An 18,351-nucleotide genomic window follows, 5' to 3' on the forward strand; every position below is an offset into this window, starting at 1 on the left:
CATTGGCTACGGCTTGGCGGGGCGCAGTTCGACGCCGACACCCTTGTTGACGAAGCGCAGCGTGTAGGACTTGCGGAAGTCGAGATCGCCTTTCACGACGCCGGCCTTCACCATCTTGTTGAAGAAGGAGGCGTAGCGCTCGTCGCTCATGGCGCCGATGCCGGCCTTCAGGCTGTCGCCGGAATCGACGATGCCGTATTCCTTCATCTTGGCGACGGAATAGGCGAGCAGATCGTCGGTCATCTCCGGATTGAGCTTCTTGATCATGGCATTGCCGGCGGAGTTGTCGCCGTAGATGTAATTGTACCAGCCGACGATGGAGGCATCGACGAAGCGTTGCACCAGGTCCGGCTTCTTCTCGACGATGTCGCGGCGGGTCTCGATCAGCGTCGAATAGGTGTTGAAGCCGGCATCGGCGAGCAGGATGACGTTTGGCTTGAATCCGGCGGCCTTCTCCACGGCGAAGGGCTCGGAGGTGACGTAGCCCTGCATGGCGCTCTTGGGATTGGCGATGAAGGGCTGCGGATTGAAATTGTAGGGCCGGACGTTCTTCTCGCTGAAGCCGTATTCGGACTTGAGCCACTGGAAATAGCTGGTCATGCCCTCCTTGGAGACGAACAGCGTCAGCGGCCTGAGGTCCTCCAGCTTGGTCACCTTTGCGTCGGGCTGCGACAACAGCACCTGCGGATCCTTCTGGAACATCGCGGCGATCGTCACCACCGGAACGTTGTTGGCGACGGCGTCGAACGACATCAGCGTGTTCGCGGCCATGAAGAAATCGATCTTGCCGGCGATCAGCAGCATCCGGTTGTTTTCGTTCGGTCCGCCCGGAACGATGCTGACGTCGAGCCCGTATTTCTTGTAGGTGCCGTCGGCGACCGCCTGGAAGAACCCGCCATGCTCGGCCTCGGCGACCCAATTGGTGCCGAAAGTGACCTTGTCCAGCGTCTCGCTGCGCGCCGGTAGGATCGACACCACAGAGGCCAGCAAGCCCACCGTTAACGCTCGCCGCAGATGAGAGGGGCTCATGAACGCACTCCGTCGATCGCTTCTAGCCGATGTGAAAACAACGCGATAAAACCGCAACATATCAGGGGACGCGAACCGGCCGGGCCCGCGTCCCCTGATACCCCAAACTACGTGACAAATCCGGGCAAAGAAACCTTGATGACGCCTCCTCGCGACTGGACCGAGATCCACTGGGCCGACACTGGTCCGGCGGACGCATCGCGCTGGATCGCGGTGCTTCCGCTCGCGGCGACCGAGCAGCACGGGCCGCATCTGCCGCTCGCGACCGACGTGCTGATCGCGGAGGCCTATCTCGCACGCGTGCGGGAAGTGCTGCCCGCGGCCGCCCCCGTGACGTTCCTTCCCGTCGAACCCGTCGGCATCTCCACCGAGCATATCGACTATCCGGGCACGCAGACGCTGCCGACCGAGATCGCGCTGAAGCGCTGGACCGGAATCGGCGAGGACATCGCGCGGCGCGGCGTGAGAAAGCTCGTCATCATCACCAGTCATGGCGGCAACAGCGCGGCGATGATGCTGGTGGCGCAGGATCTTCGCGCGCATCACAAGCTGTTCGTGGTGACGACCTCGTGGTCGCGTCTATCAGGTGCGGACAAGCTGTTCCCGCCAGAAGAAGTGCGCCACGGCATTCACGGTGGCGCCGTCGAGACCTCGATCATGCTGGCGCGCTATCCCGAGCAGGTGCGCGCCGATGCGATCGCGGATTTTCCCGCCAGCAGCGTCGCGTTGGAAAAACAATATCATTGGCTATCGACGCAGCGGCCCGCGCCGTTCGCCTGGCAGGCGCAGGATCTCAATGCCAGCGGCGCCGTCGGCAACGCGACTTTGGCTGTGCCTGCGAAGGGCGAGCAACTGCTCGACCAGGGCGCGCGCGTCTTTTGCGAACTGCTGGCCGAGGTCGATAACTTCGACGTGAACAGGCTCGCCAAGGGCCCTCTCGGCTAGCTCACACCGCGCTGGAATCATTCGACAAAATGTCCGGCTCCGGAGCCGTCCGACGCGACTTCGAACCTGATGCGGCAAGGCTCCGTCCAACTGGGCACGCGGACCACAACGGACCGCCTCAACCCGGATGGAGTTTCACATGTCGATCAAGACCAAGCTTGCCGCACTCGCTCTCGCCACTCTCGCCATCGCCGGCAGCATCGCGACCACCACCTCGCAGGCCGAAGCCAAGCCGCTCGGCTGGGGTTGGGGTGTCGGCGCCGGCATCGCCACCGCCGCCATCGTCGGCACCGCGATCGCCGCCAGCAACGAGCCCTATTACTACGGCTACCACCGCTGCGGCTGGGTCGCCCAGTACAACGCCTTCGGCCAGTACGTCGGCCGCGTTCGTACCTGCTACTGATTTGAGGTTCTGAGGCCGATCTTACGTGGATCCTGCGTCCGACACGGGCGCCTCATCCACCCCGTGTCGTGCCCCCGACCCCGCCCGGCTGTCCCCCCGGGCGGGGTCATCCTTTTTTCCGCGCCGGGAGGTTGTTGCAGTCCCGTCACATAAGGATGCGAACCATCCTCTGCGACATTCTGGACTAGTTGCTATTGCGAATTATTAGCAATAAAGTTCACAACAAGCACAGGGGCTTGGCCAGACCTTGGGGTGACATCGCACTGTGGCGAGTTCGTCTCGTCCAGCCGCGTGAACAGCCAAGTCCCTGATGACAGGATCGCCGCGAATCGGCAGGGATGTCGCGGTGGCCAAGGCAGAGTCGCGTCTGGGGGCGTAGTTTTGACGTTGAGAAGTCTCCGTTACAGGTATCTGCGGACGGCCGCGGCGCTCGCCTCGGGCATGCTCGTGCTGCCGGGCGCCAGCCTTGCCGCCGACCTGCCGCTGAAGGCACGCGCCGCGAAAACTGTCTACCACTGGACCGGCTTCTATGTCGGCGGCCATTTCGGTTACGGCGATGCGAGCTTCGGGCCCGGCACCAATCCATTGCCCGAGCAAGGCGTGATCTTTCCGCACAGCGCGACCGGGCTCAGCGGCGGCTATCAGCTCGGCTACAATCGGCAGCTCGCAAACCGCGTCGTGCTCGGCATCGAAGCGGATGCGACCTTTACCGGCCCTCTCGACGGCCCTGCGCTCGCGCGCTCACCGGTGCCCTTCAACACCACGATCGACTATGTCGGCACCGTGCGCGGCCGCGTCGGCTATGCTTTCGACCGCTTCAAGCCTTACGTCACCGGCGGCGTCGCCTGGGGCCACACGCACATCAACGTCAACGACGCGGACGGCGTCACGCCGCTGTTCCCGGTCGGCCACTACCACGCTGGATGGACTGCGGGCCTGGGTCTCGAATACGCCGTCAGCGGCAATTGGACCGCGAAGGCCGAATACGAATATGTCGACCTCTCGCGCAAGACCTACGACCTCAGCGGCTTTGGCCTCGGCAGCGTCAACGTCGATCCGCGCATTCACCTGTTCAAGCTCGGCCTGAACTACCAGTTCGGCGATACGCCATGGATGCCGGCGGTCGACAAACCCAAGCTGCCCGAGTCCGACGACTGGAACGTGCACGCCCAAACGACCGTGCTGCCGCAAGGCTACGGGCCGATCCATTCGCCCTATGCGAGCCCGCAGAGCCTGCCGGGCGGCGGCCAGTTCCAGGCGACATGGACGACGACCGCGTTCTTGGGCGCGCGACTCTGGGACGGTGGCGAGGTCTACTTCAACCCGGAGCTCGCGCAGGGTTTTGGCCTTAACGGCACCCTCGGCCTCGCCGGCTTTTCCAACGGCGAAGCGCAGAAGGCCGGTGCGCCGTTCCCAAAAATCCGTGCGCAACGCTATTACTTCAAGCAGACGTTCGGACTTGGCGGCGAGCAGGAAGCGGTCGAGGACGCGCCGAACCAGCTCGCAGGCAAGCGCGATATCGATCGCGTCACGCTGATCGTCGGCCGCTTCGCCGTCGGCGACTTCTTCGACGGCAACGCCTACGCAAAGGATCCTCGCGCCGATTTCATGAATTGGGCGATGTGGGCCTCGGCCGCCTATGACTTCCCCGCCGACCTGCCCGGCTACACCCGCGGCGCCGTGGTCGAGCTCAATCGCAAGAACTGGGCGATACGCGCCGGCTTGTTCCAGGTCCCGGACGCCCCGAACAGCGACATACTCACCTTCAAGACCGGCGGCTCGGTCGTCGAGTTCGAGGAACGTCACTCGATCTTCGAACAACCCGGCAAATTGCGCGTCGGCGTGTTTGCCAACAGCGGTCACACCGCGAACTACCGCGAGGTGGTGGATCTGGCTGCGACGAATCCTGCGCTCGACATCAACGACATTGTCAGCACGACCCAGCGCACCCGCCTCAAATACGGGTTCTACGTCAATCTCGAGCAGCAGATCGTCAACGACGTCGGATTGTTCGCGCGAGCAAGCTGGAACGACGGCCAGAACCAGATCCTGTCCTTCACCGACATCGACCGCAGCGTTTCCGGCGGCCTGTCGATCAAGGGCAGCCGTTGGGGGCGTCCGGACGACACGGTCGGCATCGGCGGCGCCATCAACGGCCTGTCGGCTGCGCATCGCGATTTCCTCGCCGCCGGCGGCACGGGCCTCCTGATCGGCGACGGCCAGCTCAACTACCGCACCGAACGCATTCTCGAAGCCTACTACGCTTATTCGGTGATCAAGGGCGTGACGCTGACCGGCGACTATCAATTGATCACAAACCCGGCCTATAACGCCGACCGTGGACCGGTCTCGATCTTCTCGGGCCGCCTGCACGCCGAGTTCTAAGTCCGGGATTATTGCCCAAAGGCAGGCCCATGAAGCCAAGAGATATCCGCACGGCCGCGATCGGCCGGGCGCTACTCCCCAATGTCTGGGATGTCGCGGCACTGATCCTGGTGATCGGCGCCATGGTGCTGATCGTCTATGGCGGCGAGCAGACCGTCGCTCCCCTGTCCGAGCTCGAGCGAACGCCAGTCTCGCTCGATCCGGCAAACCTGCCGCTCTATGCGCTACGCACCGTCCTGCGGATGCTGCTTGCGATCGTTTGCTCCACGATCTTCACCTTCATCTATGCCGCGATCGCCGCCAAGAGCCGGCGCGCCGAGATGGTGATGATCCCGCTGCTGGACATCCTTCAGTCGGTACCGATCCTGGGCTTCCTCACCTTCACCGTCGTCTTCTTCATGAACCTGTTTCCGAGCCAGGTGCTCGGCGCCGAGCTCGCCTCGGTGTTCGCGATCTTCACGAGCCAGGCCTGGAACATGACGTTCAGCATGTACCAGTCGATGCGCAACGTGCCGAAGGACCTGGAAGAGGCCACGCAGAGCTTTCATCTGTCCGGATGGCAGCGCTTCTGGCGCCTCGACGTGCCCTTCGCGATGCCGGGACTGATCTGGAATGCGATGATGTCGATGTCGGGCGGCTGGTTCTTCGTGGTCGCGTCGGAAGCGATCACCGTTGGCAACACCACCGTGACCCTGCCGGGGGTCGGCTCCTACGTCGCCCAGGCGATCCAGCAGCGCGATTTGCCGGCGATCTTCTACGCGATCCTGGCCATGCTGCTCGTCATCATCGCCTATGACCAATTGCTGTTCCGGCCCATCATCGCCTGGGCCGACAAATTCCGCTTCGAGCAGACGGCGTCCGGTGAGCCACCCACCTCGTGGATGCTCGACCTGTTTCGCCGGACACGCGCTCTGCGTGCCGTCACGCTGCCCTTCTCGGCCGTCAATCGTGAAATTTCCAACTTGCGTATCTCGCTGCCTGAACTGAGGGGAAAGACAAAGAGCAAGGGCCGGCCGTCGCGATTGATCGACGGACTTTGGCTTGCCGTCATCCTCGCCGGCACGGTCTACGCCGCCTGGCTGACCTATCGCTATCTCTCGGCCAGTCTTGGCCTGCGCGATGTGCTGGTTGTGATCCGCGACGGGCTGATCACGCTGTTGCGCGTCATCGTGCTGATCAGCCTTGCTACCATCATGTGGGTGCCGATCGGCGTCTGGATCGGGCTGCGTCCCAAACTGGCCGAACGCATCCAGCCTCTGGCACAGTTTCTCGCCGCGTTTCCCGCCAATCTCGCTTTTCCGGTCTTCGTCGTTGCGATCGTCAGCTTCAGGCTCAATCCCAATGTCTGGCTGAGCCCGCTGATGATCCTGGGCACGCAATGGTACATCCTGTTCAACGTCATCGCCGGCGCCAGTGCCTTTCCCAGCGATCTGCGTGAGGCCGCGAGCAGCCTTCATTTGGGCGGATGGCGGTGGTGGCTCAAGGTCATCCTGCCCGGCATCTTTCCCTATTACGTCACCGGCGCGATCACCGCATCCGGCGGCTCCTGGAACGCCTCGATCGTCGCCGAGGTGGCGAGCTGGGGCGACACCCATCTGAATGCCGCCGGGCTCGGCGCCTATATTGCATCTGCGACCGAAGCCGGCGATTTTCCACGCGTCGTTCTCGGTATCGCCACGATGTGCGTTCTGGTGACGCTGTTTAATCGTCTGGTCTGGCGACCACTCTATGCGTTCGGCGAGCGCCGCCTTCGGCTCGGCTGACGAGGAGACCATCATGCTCGATCAACCCTCTACGCTCATCGATATCCGCGGTGTCTGCCGGTCCTTTCCAAAGGGCAGCGGCGAGGAGCTGCTGGTGCTGGAGAAGGTCGATCTGACGATCCGCTCCGGCGAGATCGTCGGCTTGCTCGGCCGCTCGGGCTCCGGCAAATCCACGCTGCTGCGGATCATTGCCGGCCTCGTCTCCCCCACCACGGGGCAGGCGACCTGCCGGGGCGAGATCATCGCGGGTCCGCCGAACGGCGTCGCCATGGTGTTTCAGTCGTTCGCACTGTTTCCCTGGCTGACGGTATTGCAAAACGTCGAGCTCGGACTGGAGGCGCTCGGCGTCGACGCGACCGAACGGCGCAAGCGCGCGCTCGCGGCGATCGACCTGATCGGCCTCGATGGATTCGAATCGGCCTTTCCCAAGGAGCTGTCCGGCGGCATGCGCCAGCGCGTCGGCTTTGCCCGCGCGCTGGTCGTACATCCCGACCTGCTCTTGATGGACGAACCGTTCTCGGCGCTCGACGTGCTCACGGCCGAAACGCTGCGCACCGATCTGATCGATCTCTGGATCGAGGGTCGATTGCCGATCAAGTCGGTGTTGATGGTGACGCACAATATCGAGGAAGCGGTCCTGATGTGCGATCGCATCCTGGTGTTCTCGTCGAACCCCGGACGGGTCGCCGCCGAGATCAAGGTCGATCTGCCGCATCCGCGCAATCGGCTGGATCCGGTCTTCCGGCAATTGGTCGACAGCATCTATGCCCGCATGACCCAGCGTCCCGAGGCCAGGCCCGCTTCGATCGAGGGCATTCCGGGCACCGGCATTGGCATGGTTCTGCACCATGTTTCATCGAACGTCCTTTCAGGCCTGATCGAGACGTTGTCCGGGCCGCCGTACAACGGCCACGCCGACCTGCCCGTGCTGGCCGGCAGTCTCCAACTGGAAGCGGGCGAGATCATCCACTTCGGTGAGTCGCTTCAATTGCTGCGGTTCGCCCAGTTGAGCGAAGGCGATCTGGTGCTATCGGAAGCCGGCAACCGGTTTGCCAATCTCGAAACCGACGCCCGCAAGAAACTCTTCGCCGAGCATGCGCTCACCTATGTTCCGGTGATGGCCCTGATCAAGCGTGTGCTCGATGAGCGCACGTCCCACACCGCGCCCGTCGCTCGCTTCCGGAATGAATTGGAAGACTACATGTCCGAGGAAGACGCCGAGGAGACGTTGAAGACGATCGTTTCATGGGGCCGCTATGCCGAGCTGTTCGCATATGACGAGCAATCGGACACGTTCAGCCTCGAAAACCCCGGCGAAAGCACCTGAACCTCGCCTGCGACAATTTGGTCGGAACCAGGCAAAACGCGCATCACGCTCATATATAATGGGCTTCGTCCGGCGTCCGCCGGATCGCGTGTTCCCATCGCCTGCGCACAATGTTGTCCGTCGAACTCATCATCGTCGTCGTCCTGATCGTCATCAACGGCCTGTTGTCCATGTCGGAACTCGCCGTGGTCTCATCGCGCCCGGCGCGGCTGTCGCTGCTGGCCGCCAAAGGCGTGCGCGGCGCCGAGCGCGCGCTGACATTGGCGGCCGATCCCGGAAAGTTCCTCTCGACGGTGCAGATCGGCATCACGCTGGTCGGCGTGCTCTCCGGCGCCTTCTCCGGCGCGACGCTCGGGCAGCGACTGACGCAGTGGCTGGTCGAGCTCGGCCTGTCCTCCGGCATTGCCGACATCGTCGGCGTCGGCATCGTCGTCACCATCATCACCTATGCGACCCTGATCGTCGGCGAATTGGTGCCGAAGCAGGTGGCGCTGCGCGATCCCGAAAGCATCGCAGTCAAGGTCGCGCCGGCGATGCACGTGCTGGCGCGGATCTCGCGGCCGCTGGTGTTTTTGCTCGACGTCTCCGGCAAGCTGATCCTCACGCTGCTCGGCCGCGGCGGCAAGGCCGAGGAGAAAGTGTCGGAAGACGAGATCCATCATCTCGTCAACGAGGCCGAGAGCGCAGGGGTGCTCGAGCCCGGCGAGAAGGAGATGATCGCCGGCGTGATGCGGCTCGGCGACCGCCCGGTCGGCGCCGTGATGACGCCGCGCACGGAGGTCGACGAGATCGACCTGAACGACGATCAGGAGGCGATCCAGGCGCTGATCGCCAAGAGCCCGCATTCGCGCTTTCCGGTGTGTGACGGCGATCGCGACAAGCCGATCGGCGTGCTCCAGGCCAAGGATCTGCTCGTCGCCTATATGCGCGAGCGCACGCCGGATCTGCGCGTGCTGGTGCGCGAAACGCCGATCATCCCGGCGTCCGCGGACGCGCGCGACGTGCTCGCGATCCTGAAGGCGGCGCCGGTGCATATCGGCCTCGTCCACGACGAATATGGCGCCTTCGAAGGCGTGGTGACGGCGGCGGATATCCTGGAGTCGATCGTCGGCGCCTTCCATTCCGAGGAAGGCCCGCCAGAGCCGGCCTATGTCAGGCGAGCGGACGACTCACTGCTCGTCTCGGGCTGGATGCCGGTCGACGAGTTCGGCGAGCTGCTCAGCATCGAGCTGCCCCCGCATCACCGCTACAACACGGTCGCCGGCCTCGTGCTTCAGCAATTCACCGTGCTGCCCAATGTCGGCGACGCCTTCGACTTCGCGGGCTGGCATATCGAGGTGGTCGATCTCGACGGCAGGCGGATCGACAAGATCTTGGCGAGCCGGCTGGGGGAAGTGGAAACGGGGTGAGCCCTCTCACCCGAACCGCACGCCGATGCGCTTTTCCTTGCGCCACACCACGGTGCAGGCGAGATGCGCTCCGTCGGCCTTGATGTTCAAGGTGAAGCGCTCGGGAATCCCGACCGGGCTGGTGACGTCGAGGGCCGCGCCGGTGTCCGAGAAGTTCCGGACCGTGCAGTCGATCGCGCCGCCACCGAACTCGATGGTTCCGGCCTTCAACACGCGGTGCCTGGTCTTGCTGCGCCGTTCTTCGTCCATCGAGCCAATTTACACCCGAAGCTGACACAGAGGTTAAAATGCAACCAGCTCGCGACGATTTTACGCCGCGACCGAGCGTGGCGGTATCATGCGGTGGGGCCAAGCCTCAGATCGCCGGCTGAAACGTATCCGCCCGCGCCATCTGCCAGGCATCACGGAACCGGGGGTCTTCGGTGCCCTGGAGCAGTTCGCCCGGACGCAGCGCCGGATAGAGCTGCGCGAAGGACTGCACCTTGGTCGTCGACGTCCGCTGGCTGAAGTGGATCGGGCGCAGCTCCTGCGGATGGGTCAGGCCCGCCGCGGCGATCAGCTCGGTCAGCGAGTACAGCGTGGCGTGGTGATAATTGTGGACGCGGTCGATCTTGAGCGGCACGTACAGTGCACGCGCCCGCGTCGGATCCTGGGTCGCGACGCCGGTCGGGCAGCGGTCGGTATGGCAGCTCAGCGACTGGATGCAGCCGAGCGAGAACATGAAGCCGCGCGCAGAATTGCACCAGTCCGCGCCGATCGCCATGGCGCGTGCCATGTCGAAGGCGGTCGCGATCTTGCCGGAGGCGCCGATCTTGATGCGATCGCGCGCATTGATGCCGACCAGAGCGTTGTGGACGAAATTGATGCCCTCGCGCATCGGCATGCCCAGATGGTCCATGAACTCGAGGGGCGCCGCACCGGTGCCGCCTTCGTTGCCGTCGACCACGATGAAGTCGGGATAGATGCCGGTCTCCAGCATCGCCTTGCAGATCGCCAGGAATTCCCAGGGATGACCGATGCAGAGCTTGAAGCCCGCCGGCTTGCCGCCGGAAAGCCTTCGCATCTCCGCGATGAACTGCATCATGCCAACAGGCGTTGAGAAGGCACGGTGCGAGGCCGGCGAAATGCAATCCTCGCCCATCGCGACGCCGCGGATCTTGGAGATTTCTTCCGAGACTTTCGCCGCCGGCAGCACGCCGCCGTGGCCGGGCTTGGCGCCCTGGCTGACCTTGAGCTCGACCATCTTGATCTGGTCGTCACCGGCGACGCGCGCGAAGGCTTCGGGATCAAATGTGCCGTCGAGATGACGGCAACCGAAATAGCCCGAGCCGATCTCCCAGATGATGTCGCCGCCCATATCGCGATGATAGGGGCTGACGCCACCCTCGCCGGTGTCATGGGCGAAGCCGCCCTTCCTGGCGCCGGCATTGAGCGCGCGCACCGCGTTCGGGCTGAGCGCGCCAAAGCTCATCGCCGAGATGTTGAACACCGAAGCCGAATAGGGTTTTGCGCAGTCAGGCCCGCCGATGGTGACACGGAACTTCTCCTTGGCATGCGCCTTCGGCGACACCGAGTGATGCATCCACTCATAGCCCTCGCGATAGACGTCCTCCTGGGTACCGAACGGACGCTTGTCGAGCTGCATCTTGGCGCGCTGATAGACCACTGCGCGGGTGTCGCGCGAGAACGGCATGCCGTCCTTCTCGCTCTCGAAGAAATACTGCCGCATCTCCGGGCGGATCTCTTCGAGCAGGAAGCGGATATGCGCCGAGATCGGGTAGTTGCGCAGCACCGCGTGGCTCTTCTGCATGAGATCGCGGACGCCGAGCGCCGTCAGGGCCCCGAAGATGGCGATCGGGATCAGCAGGATGCCGAAGATCTTGCGGTCCGCGATGCCAATTCCGATCAGCAGCGCGGTGACGACCGCGCAGATCGTCAAGATGATGAAGCGTGGCGAGAAGGGAAGCAGAAGGGTTTCCAGGATTCCCTCTTCGGCCAGCGGCAGGCGCTTGGAAGATGGACCGTTGGAGGATTCCTGCGTCTTGGTGTCGTCGGCCACGATTCCCATCCTCTCGCCAGCATCGGGCAGTACGATACGCCCACGCCTGTCATACGGATATGACGCAGCGCTTGTTTCAGGCTAGCGAATTTGGATGAGGCAAATCAATCAGCCCGATGGGCTGGGCTGCTGCAGTGCAGCAGAGAGCGGGGATGCGGAGGAGCTGCTAGCCGGGCGAGACGCTGTGCCCACCGCCGTCGTCCTGGCCAAAGCCAGGACGACACCGAGAGCCAATCAGCGCTCGACGAACGCCTTCTCGATCACGAAATGGCCGGGCCTGTTGCCGGAGCCTTCGACGAAGTCGCGGCTCTCGAACATCACCTTCAACTCTTCGAGCATCGCCGGGCTGCCGCACATCATGACGCGGTCGGTCTCGATGTTGAGGGGACCCTGCCCGATGTCGTTGAAGATCTGCTCGGAGTTGATGAGGTCGGTAATGCGGCCGCGGTTGCGGAACGGCTCGCGGGTCACGGTCGGATAATAGATCAGCTTGTCGGCGAGCAGCTCGCCGAACAGCTCATCCTCGCGCAGACTTGCGACGAGCTTCTCGCCATAGGCGAGCTCGGACACCTGGCGGCAGCCGTGCACCAGCACGATGCTCTCGAACTGCTCATAGACCTCGGGGTCCTTGATCAGGCTGGCGAAGGGCGCAAGGCCGGTACCGGTCGAAAGCAGCATCAGCCGCTTGCCGGGGATCAAATTGTCGGTGATCAGCGTGCCGGTCGCCTTGCGGCCGACCAGGATGGTGTCGCCCTCCTTGATCTTCTGCAGGCGCGAGGTCAGCGGACCGTCCTGCACCTTGATCGAGAAGAACTCGAGCTCTTCCTCGTGGTTGGCGCTGGCCATGCTGTAGGCCCGCAGCAGCGGACGGCCGTCGACCTCGAGGCCGATCATGGCGAACTGGCCGTTCTGGAAGCGGAAGCCGGTGTCGCGCGTAGCGCGGAAGCTGAACAGCGTGTCGGTCCAATGCTGGACGGAAAGAACCTTCTCTCGGTAAAACGCGCTCATGATTTTCGATATTCCGAATGTCTGCGGGTTTTCGGGCAAAAGCACTGCCCGGCCCTGAAAACGGGCGGACACCATTGCCGTGGCGGAGGATTTCGCGTGAGTGATCTACGCCATTACAATCAATAATCAACCTCGTTCCGGATGCAATTGATGCCGGTCAAACCGGCATTTGCGGCGGAAATGGTCACATCATTAACGGATCTGCTGTCCGGCACGCGAAGGGGGCAATATCTTTTCCCTTTTGGCCGCGAAAGCAGCACTTAATTTCCGTCGCGCTCGCGAGAATTTCATTAAGAATAGCTCTGACTTTCACCCCGCTTTGGCGCCATTTCCCGCATCTTTTCGGCTTTTGGCGCCTGGAACGATCAAGACATGGCAAGCAGCGAGCGGATCTTCGTCCAGGCGATCAGGAGCTATGGCGCGCGCCACGGCATCGACGTCGATGTCCGCTCGGGCGGCTGGCTGATCGCGATGCGCCGCGGGGAGATGCGCCGCTTCGCCTTCGGTTACGACATCGGCCTGAACAGCGCGATCGCGCACCGCCTTGCCAACGACAAATCGGCAACCGCCGAGGTCCTGTCGCTCGCACGCGTGCCCTGCATTCCCCATCATCTCTTCCTCAACCCGAATCTGGGCGAGAAGGTTGCCGGCCCCAACTGGCGAGATGGGATGGTCGAGCTGCTTCGAGCGAATCCGCAAGGCGTGGTGGCGAAGCCCAACGAGGGCACCTCGGGGCGCTCGGTGTTCAAGGTGACGACGGAGGCGGAGCTCGACCACGCGATTGGCGAGGTCTTTTCGATGAGCACCGGGCTCGTGATCTCGCCCTATGTCGTTGTCGAGAACGAGGTCCGTGTGATCCTGCTCGATGATGCGCCCCGCGTCGTCTACAGCAAGCAGCGCGGCACGGATTGGCGGCATAATCTCGATGCTGGCGCCAAACCTGTGTTGCTGAAGCAAGGCACGGTTCGCACGGCGTGCGTGAAGCTCGCGATCGACGCCGCGAGCGCCATCGGCATCCGCCTCGCGTCGATCGACGTGGTTCTGGTCGATGGCACCTGGCGCGTGCTCGAGATCAATTCCGGGGTGATGATGGAAGCGCTGGGGAAGCTGCATCCGGAGCTGGTGCAGGCGACGTATGATGCGGCGCTGGATCGGGTGTTCGACGAAGCGCGCTGAGCACCAGGTACACGGCGTCATCGCTTCTCCCCCGTGGGAGAAGGTGCAGCGAGATCGCCGCGTGAAATTCAGCTAATTGTTCGCGCTGGCGGAATCGTCCATCGCCTTGAACGCCTCCTCCAGCTGCAGCGAGATCGGCACGTTCATTTTCTCGCCGGTCGGCATGCGCGCGATGAACCATTTGTTGTAGAGCGGCACGAGATCGTGGTTGGAGCCGAGCTTGCGGAAGGCACGCTCGACCACCGCCGCCAGTTGCGGGTCCCCCTTGCGGAACATGATGCCGTAGGGATCGTAGGACAGATAGTCACCGGTGACGCGAAACTTGTCCTGCGCCTTGTGGCGCACGATCAGGCCCGAGAGGAGAATATCGTCGGTCGCGAACGCATCGGCCTTGCCATCGACCAGCATCTGGTAGGACTGCTCGTGATCGGCGCCGACGACGATGTTCAGGCCCAGCGAGAGCTTCTTGTCCGCCGCCTGGATCGCCTGCTCGTTGGTCGTGCCTTTCGTCACCACGACGGTCTTGCCCTTCAAGTCGGTCAACGACTGGACGCTGGACGCCTTCGGCACCATCAGCTTGGTGCCGGCGACGAACATCAGCGGCGAGAAGGCGACGCGCTTGCCGCGCTCGGAATTGGCCGTGGTCGAGCCGCATTCCAGATCGATCTTGTTCTGGAGCACGGCGTCGATGCGGTCATCCGAGGTGACCTTGACGTAGTCGATCTTCAGATTGGCATCGTCGACCTCGATGCCGATCTCCTCGACTACGGCCTCGCAGAGTTCGAGGCTGTAGCCGATCGGCCTGTTAGCCTGGTCGAGGAAGGAGAACGGCGGCGAGCTTTCGCGATAACCGAGCCGCACGGTGTGCGCGTTCTTGATGGCTGACAGCGTCGGGCTAAGCCCTTCGCTGCCGCCGGTCTGGGCGGAGGCCCCCGTTGCCAGCAGACACGCTGCCAGCAAAAGGCCGCTCGAAATCGCCGTCAAAGGGCGCATGACGCACTCCCGTCAATGGCCGGCCATCGCCGGCACTTCACCCGGCACCATGTCGTCGGGCACGGCATCGCCCGGACCCATCGCATGCTCGGGCCCGAGCTCGCCTTCCCACTTCGCCACGACCGAGGTCGCCAGCGTATTGCCGATCACGTTGGTGGCGCTACGGCCCATGTCGAGGAAAGTGTCGATGCCCATGATCATCAGCAATCCCGCCTCGGGAATGTTGAACTGCGACAGCGTCGAGGCAATGACGACGAGGGAGGCGCGCGGCACGCCGGCGACGCCCTTCGAGGTGATCATCAAGGTCGCGAGCATCGCGAGCTGCGTACCGAGAGGCATGTCGATGTGGTAGCTCTGCGCGATGAAGATACTGGCGAAGGTGCAGTACATCATCGTGCCGTCGAGGTTGAAGGAATAGCCGAGCGGCAGCACGAAACTCGAGATTCGCGACGAGGCGCCGAAGCGGTTGAGGCCTTCGAGCGTCTTCGGGTAGGCCGCTTCGGAGCTCGCCGTGGAGAACGCGATCATCAGCGGCTCACGGATCAACCGAAGCAGATGGCTGTAGCGCGGCCCGATCACGATGAAACCGACCGCCACCAGGATGCCCCAGAGGATGAACAGCGAGAGATAGAAGCCGCCCATGAACACGATGAGCTTCCAGAGCACCAGCAGGCCGTTCTTGGCGACCGTCGCGGTGATTGCGGCCCACACCGCAAACGGCGCGAACATCATCACATAGCTCGTCACCTTCAGCATGATGTGGCCGAGGTCGTCGATCAGCGACAGGATCTGCTTGGAACGTTCCGGCAGCGCGCCCATCGCAACCGAGAAGAACACAGCGAATATCACGATCTGTAGGATCTCGTTCTGCGCCATCGCGTCCGCGATCGAGGTCGGAATCAGATGGGTCAGGAACTTCTCGATCGAGAAGGCGGAAACCGGCAGCCCGGTCGACTGCGCCTTGTCGGGCAGCGTGCCGGGGAAGTTGGCGCCGGGCTGCAGCAGATTGACCATCACGAGGCCGAGCATCAGCGAGACGAAGGAAGCGCTGACGAACCAGCCCATCGTCTTGGCAAAAATGCGCCCGAGCTTGGAGCCAGAACCCATGTGGGCGATGCCGCCGACCAGGGTCGCGAACACCAGCGGCGCGATGATCATCTTGATCAGGCGCAGGAAGATCACGGCGATCAGATTGATGGAGGAGGCCCAGTCGCCCCGCGTATCGGGCAGGAAGTTGTAAATCGCGGAGCCCATGATGATGCCGAGCACCATCGCGGCCAGAATGTATTGCGTAAACCTATTCGACATTGAAAAGACCCCCACACCACCGGCCGCTTCATGATGTCGCAGATACGACAGCGGCGCAACACGCTTTGCGTGCGCTCGCAATGTCGGGATGTTCCCGTTGCGAAACGGAATGCAGCGATCTAGCCTTCACGCAGCGCACAACGAATGCGGCTTGCACGTTTTGTTTGCGGCAGCTGCTTCAATAAACGTCAAGCAATGAGAGAGGGAACGCCATGACAGGAAACGTCAATCGCCAAATTCTCCTGGTTGAGAAGCCGAGCGGCAAGCTCGGCCCCGAGCACTTCAAGATGGTCGAGAGCACGCTGCCGGAACCGAAGGACGGCGAGGCCTTGCTGCGCGTGCGTTACATCTCGCTCGATGCCGCCAACCGCGCCTGGATGCATGGCGCGACCTATCGCTCGGCCGTCGAAGCCAACAGCGTGATGGCGGGCGGCGCCATTGCCGAGGTCATGAGTTCGAAGGCGCCGGAGCTTGCGCCCGGCGACATCGTATTCGGTGACACCGGCTGGCAGGAGTTTGCCGCAGTGCCGGCGAAGCATCTCACGAAAATGCCGAAGCTCGAACCGATGACGCATCTTCTCAGCGTGTTTGGCATCGCCGGCCTCACCGCCTATTTCGGCCTGCTCGAGGTCGGCAAGCCGAAACAGGGCGAGACGGTGGTGGTTTCTGCCGCAGCGGGTTCGGTCGGCTCGATCGTCGGGCAGATCGCCAAGATCAAGGGATGTCGCGTGGTCGGCATCGCCGGCGGCGCGGACAAGTGCCACTGGCTGACCTCCGAGCTCGGCTTCGATGCCGCGGTCGATTACAAGGACGGCGCGGTGTTCAAGGCGCTGCGCGCGGCGGCACCTGGTGGCATCGACGTCTACTTCGACAATGTCGGCGGCGACATTCTCGAAGCCTGTATTCCGCAGATGAACAATTTCGGCCGCATCGCCTGCTGCGGAGCGATCTCGCAATATGACGGCGCGCCGTCGGCCCACGGCCCGCGCGGCGTGCCTGGCCTGATCGTGGTGAAGCGCCTCGTGATGCAGGGCTTCATCGTGATGGACTACATGAAGGACAGCCAGCGCGCGCTCGCCGATCTCCAGGCCTGGGTCAAGTCCGGCAAACTGAAGGTGCAGGAAGACATCATCGACGGATTGCAGAACACGCCCAACGCGCTGATCGGATTGCTGGCCGGCGAGAACCGCGGCAAGCGGATGGTCAAGCTGTGACGACGTAGTTACGTCGCAATTCAACCGGCATTATCTACTTGCGGTAGAGGCCGCGGCGGCCAATGATGCCGCACGCGGCATTACCGCGACGATTTGTTTGCATCGCTTTTAATAATGCGTCGGCATACCGACAGGGCAGGAATTCACTCAAATGTTCAACACGTTGAAACATGCATCAACGCGCCGTGCGCTGCTCGCCGCGACACTCTTCGCAACTGCAACAAGCGCGTTCGCACAAACGCCGACCGAGGCCCAGAAGAGCGCCATCCGCTCCGCGTGCCGCTCGGATTTCATGGCGCATTGCGCGAGCGTGACGCCGGGCGGCGTCGAAGCGTATCAATGTTTGCAGGGTCATATGTCGAGCCTGTCGGCGGGATGCCAGACGGCCGTTCGCGCCGTCGAGCCGGCGGCGGCACCCAAGACTGAAGCTGAGCCTGCCAAGTCTGAGCCTGCCAAGTCCGAACCCGCAAAGACCGAAGCCGCCCCGGCGCCCCAACCCGCGGCAAAGCCGGTCGCCGAAACCGCTCCGAAAGCGGCGGCGGCCAAGCAACCGAGCAGCGCGCAGGTCGCTGCGGTCAAGAGCGCGTGCCGCGCCGATTATCCCAAGGTTTGCGCCAGCGTCCCGCCGGGCGGCGCTCCCGCGCTCGAATGCCTCGAGAAGAACAAGGCCAAGGTTTCGGCGGCTTGCGCGAAGGCGGTGACCGCTGCGGCTGGTAGCGGCGGCGCAACGGCAACCGCAGCGCCGACGGCGGGGGCCGCACCGGCTGCCGCAGCAGCACCGGCCGCTGCGCCCGCCGTGATCGTGCTGCGGCCGCTGCGACCGCGCGAGGAGCTGTTCATCGTGCGCTCCGCGTGCGGCGCCGATATCCGCTCGCTCTGTGCCGGCGTCGCGCCGGGTGGCGGCCGCGTCGTGCAATGCATCGCCAGCAATGCGGCCTCGCTGTCGCCCGGTTGTAAAGAGGTGCTTGCACCGTTCGCGGCGCGATAGGGCCGCGACAGTTCGCGGCCTCATCGACATCAGGCGGCGCATGATTTTTCGCGCGCCTGTTGCGACCAATCCTTTGCCGACAAGCGATTTCAATCACGACAAGACCGGGAGAAACGACATGCGTGCATTTCTGCTTACCGCGTCCGCACTGCTCGCCTTCGCGGCGACCATGACTTTCGCGTCCTCCGATGCCAACGCAGTGGTGTGCGCCCGCGGCGTCTACCGCGCCGGTTGCGCCGGACCGAATGGCGCCGTCGTGGTCCGGCACCCCGCCCCGGTGGTTCGCTGCACCAGGGTTCTGGTGAACGGGGTCTACGTGAAGCGCTGCGTCTGACGCGCGGGTG

General features: G+C 63.4%; 16 protein-coding genes. 10 read left to right on the top strand and 6 right to left on the bottom strand.

The annotated features are described in order from the left end of the window. Positions 1 to 6: 6 nt before the first annotated feature. The gene (locus QY049_RS29470) at positions 7 to 1,029 is read right to left on the bottom strand and encodes an ABC transporter substrate-binding protein (RefSeq protein ID WP_258764776.1); all 1,023 of its coding nucleotides are present in this window, start codon (positions 1,027 to 1,029) and stop codon (positions 7 to 9) included. A gap of 138 nt (positions 1,030 to 1,167) precedes the next feature. On the opposite strand from QY049_RS29470, the gene QY049_RS29475 reads away from it, so the two are divergent. The 6 genes from QY049_RS29475 (at position 1,168) to QY049_RS29500 (ending at position 9,261) form a co-directional block, all read left to right on the top strand. Next, a complete protein-coding gene (locus QY049_RS29475; RefSeq protein ID WP_258764775.1) occupies positions 1,168 to 1,974 on the top strand; it encodes a creatininase family protein in 807 nt (268 codons plus the stop codon). Between the two features lie 139 nt (positions 1,975 to 2,113). Beyond that, positions 2,114 to 2,377 (top strand): hypothetical protein, encoded by a 264-nt coding sequence (locus QY049_RS29480; protein ID WP_258764774.1) that lies wholly within the window; start codon positions 2,114 to 2,116, stop codon positions 2,375 to 2,377. Between the two features lie 441 nt (positions 2,378 to 2,818). Next, positions 2,819 to 4,762, top strand: coding sequence for a carbohydrate porin (locus tag QY049_RS29485; RefSeq protein ID WP_301270371.1), 1,944 nt, complete (start codon positions 2,819 to 2,821; stop codon positions 4,760 to 4,762). Positions 4,763 to 4,791: 29 nt separating this feature from the next. Then, entirely contained in the window at positions 4,792 to 6,525 is a 1,734-nt protein-coding gene (locus QY049_RS29490) for an ABC transporter permease subunit (RefSeq protein ID WP_258764773.1), read from the top strand. Positions 6,526 to 6,538: 13 nt separating this feature from the next. Beyond that, positions 6,539 to 7,852, top strand: a complete 1,314-nt coding sequence (locus QY049_RS29495) for an AAA-associated domain-containing protein (RefSeq protein WP_194479194.1) — start codon at positions 6,539 to 6,541, stop codon at positions 7,850 to 7,852. A 110-nt stretch (positions 7,853 to 7,962) separates the two neighbouring features. Continuing rightward, positions 7,963 to 9,261: a hemolysin family protein gene (locus QY049_RS29500; protein WP_258764772.1), complete on the top strand. Its 1,299-nt coding sequence runs from the start codon at positions 7,963 to 7,965 to the stop codon at positions 9,259 to 9,261. Positions 9,262 to 9,267: 6 nt separating this feature from the next. On the opposite strand, the gene QY049_RS29505 is transcribed toward QY049_RS29500, so the two are convergent. From QY049_RS29505 to QY049_RS29515, 3 genes are all read right to left on the bottom strand, one after another. Further along, positions 9,268 to 9,510, bottom strand: a complete 243-nt coding sequence (locus QY049_RS29505; RefSeq protein ID WP_194479192.1) for a PilZ domain-containing protein — start codon at positions 9,508 to 9,510, stop codon at positions 9,268 to 9,270. Between the two features lie 106 nt (positions 9,511 to 9,616). Next, the gene (locus QY049_RS29510) at positions 9,617 to 11,329 is read right to left on the bottom strand and encodes an FMN-binding glutamate synthase family protein (protein WP_301270359.1); all 1,713 of its coding nucleotides are present in this window, start codon (positions 11,327 to 11,329) and stop codon (positions 9,617 to 9,619) included. Positions 11,330 to 11,554: 225 nt separating this feature from the next. After that, positions 11,555 to 12,328, bottom strand: a complete 774-nt coding sequence (locus tag QY049_RS29515; protein WP_194479190.1) for a ferredoxin--NADP reductase — start codon at positions 12,326 to 12,328, stop codon at positions 11,555 to 11,557. Between the two features lie 372 nt (positions 12,329 to 12,700). On the opposite strand from QY049_RS29515, the gene QY049_RS29520 reads away from it, so the two are divergent. Beyond that, positions 12,701 to 13,504 (top strand): RimK family alpha-L-glutamate ligase, encoded by an 804-nt coding sequence (locus QY049_RS29520; RefSeq protein WP_258764770.1) that lies wholly within the window; start codon positions 12,701 to 12,703, stop codon positions 13,502 to 13,504. Positions 13,505 to 13,576: 72 nt separating this feature from the next. Here QY049_RS29520 and QY049_RS29525 read toward each other — a convergent pair whose 3' ends face one another. Continuing rightward, a complete protein-coding gene (locus QY049_RS29525; protein WP_258764769.1) occupies positions 13,577 to 14,497 on the bottom strand; it encodes an amino acid ABC transporter substrate-binding protein in 921 nt (306 codons plus the stop codon). A 12-nt stretch (positions 14,498 to 14,509) separates the two neighbouring features. Then, positions 14,510 to 15,805, bottom strand: coding sequence for a dicarboxylate/amino acid:cation symporter (locus tag QY049_RS29530; protein WP_194479187.1), 1,296 nt, complete (start codon positions 15,803 to 15,805; stop codon positions 14,510 to 14,512). A 212-nt stretch (positions 15,806 to 16,017) separates the two neighbouring features. On the opposite strand from QY049_RS29530, the gene QY049_RS29535 reads away from it, so the two are divergent. The 3 genes from QY049_RS29535 to QY049_RS29545 all read left to right on the top strand — a co-directional run bounded on the left by QY049_RS29535 (position 16,018) and on the right by QY049_RS29545 (position 18,341). Beyond that, a complete protein-coding gene (locus QY049_RS29535) occupies positions 16,018 to 17,019 on the top strand; it encodes an NADP-dependent oxidoreductase (RefSeq protein ID WP_258764768.1) in 1,002 nt (333 codons plus the stop codon). Between the two features lie 151 nt (positions 17,020 to 17,170). Next, entirely contained in the window at positions 17,171 to 18,007 is an 837-nt protein-coding gene (locus QY049_RS29540) for a cysteine rich repeat-containing protein (RefSeq protein ID WP_258764767.1), read from the top strand. A 118-nt stretch (positions 18,008 to 18,125) separates the two neighbouring features. Next, positions 18,126 to 18,341, top strand: a complete 216-nt coding sequence (locus tag QY049_RS29545) for a hypothetical protein (RefSeq protein WP_194479184.1) — start codon at positions 18,126 to 18,128, stop codon at positions 18,339 to 18,341. The last annotated feature ends 10 nt before the right edge of the window (positions 18,342 to 18,351 follow it).

This window comes from Bradyrhizobium sp. WYCCWR 13022 (assembly GCF_030435535.1).
Classification (GTDB): Bacteria; Pseudomonadota; Alphaproteobacteria; order Rhizobiales; family Xanthobacteraceae; genus Bradyrhizobium.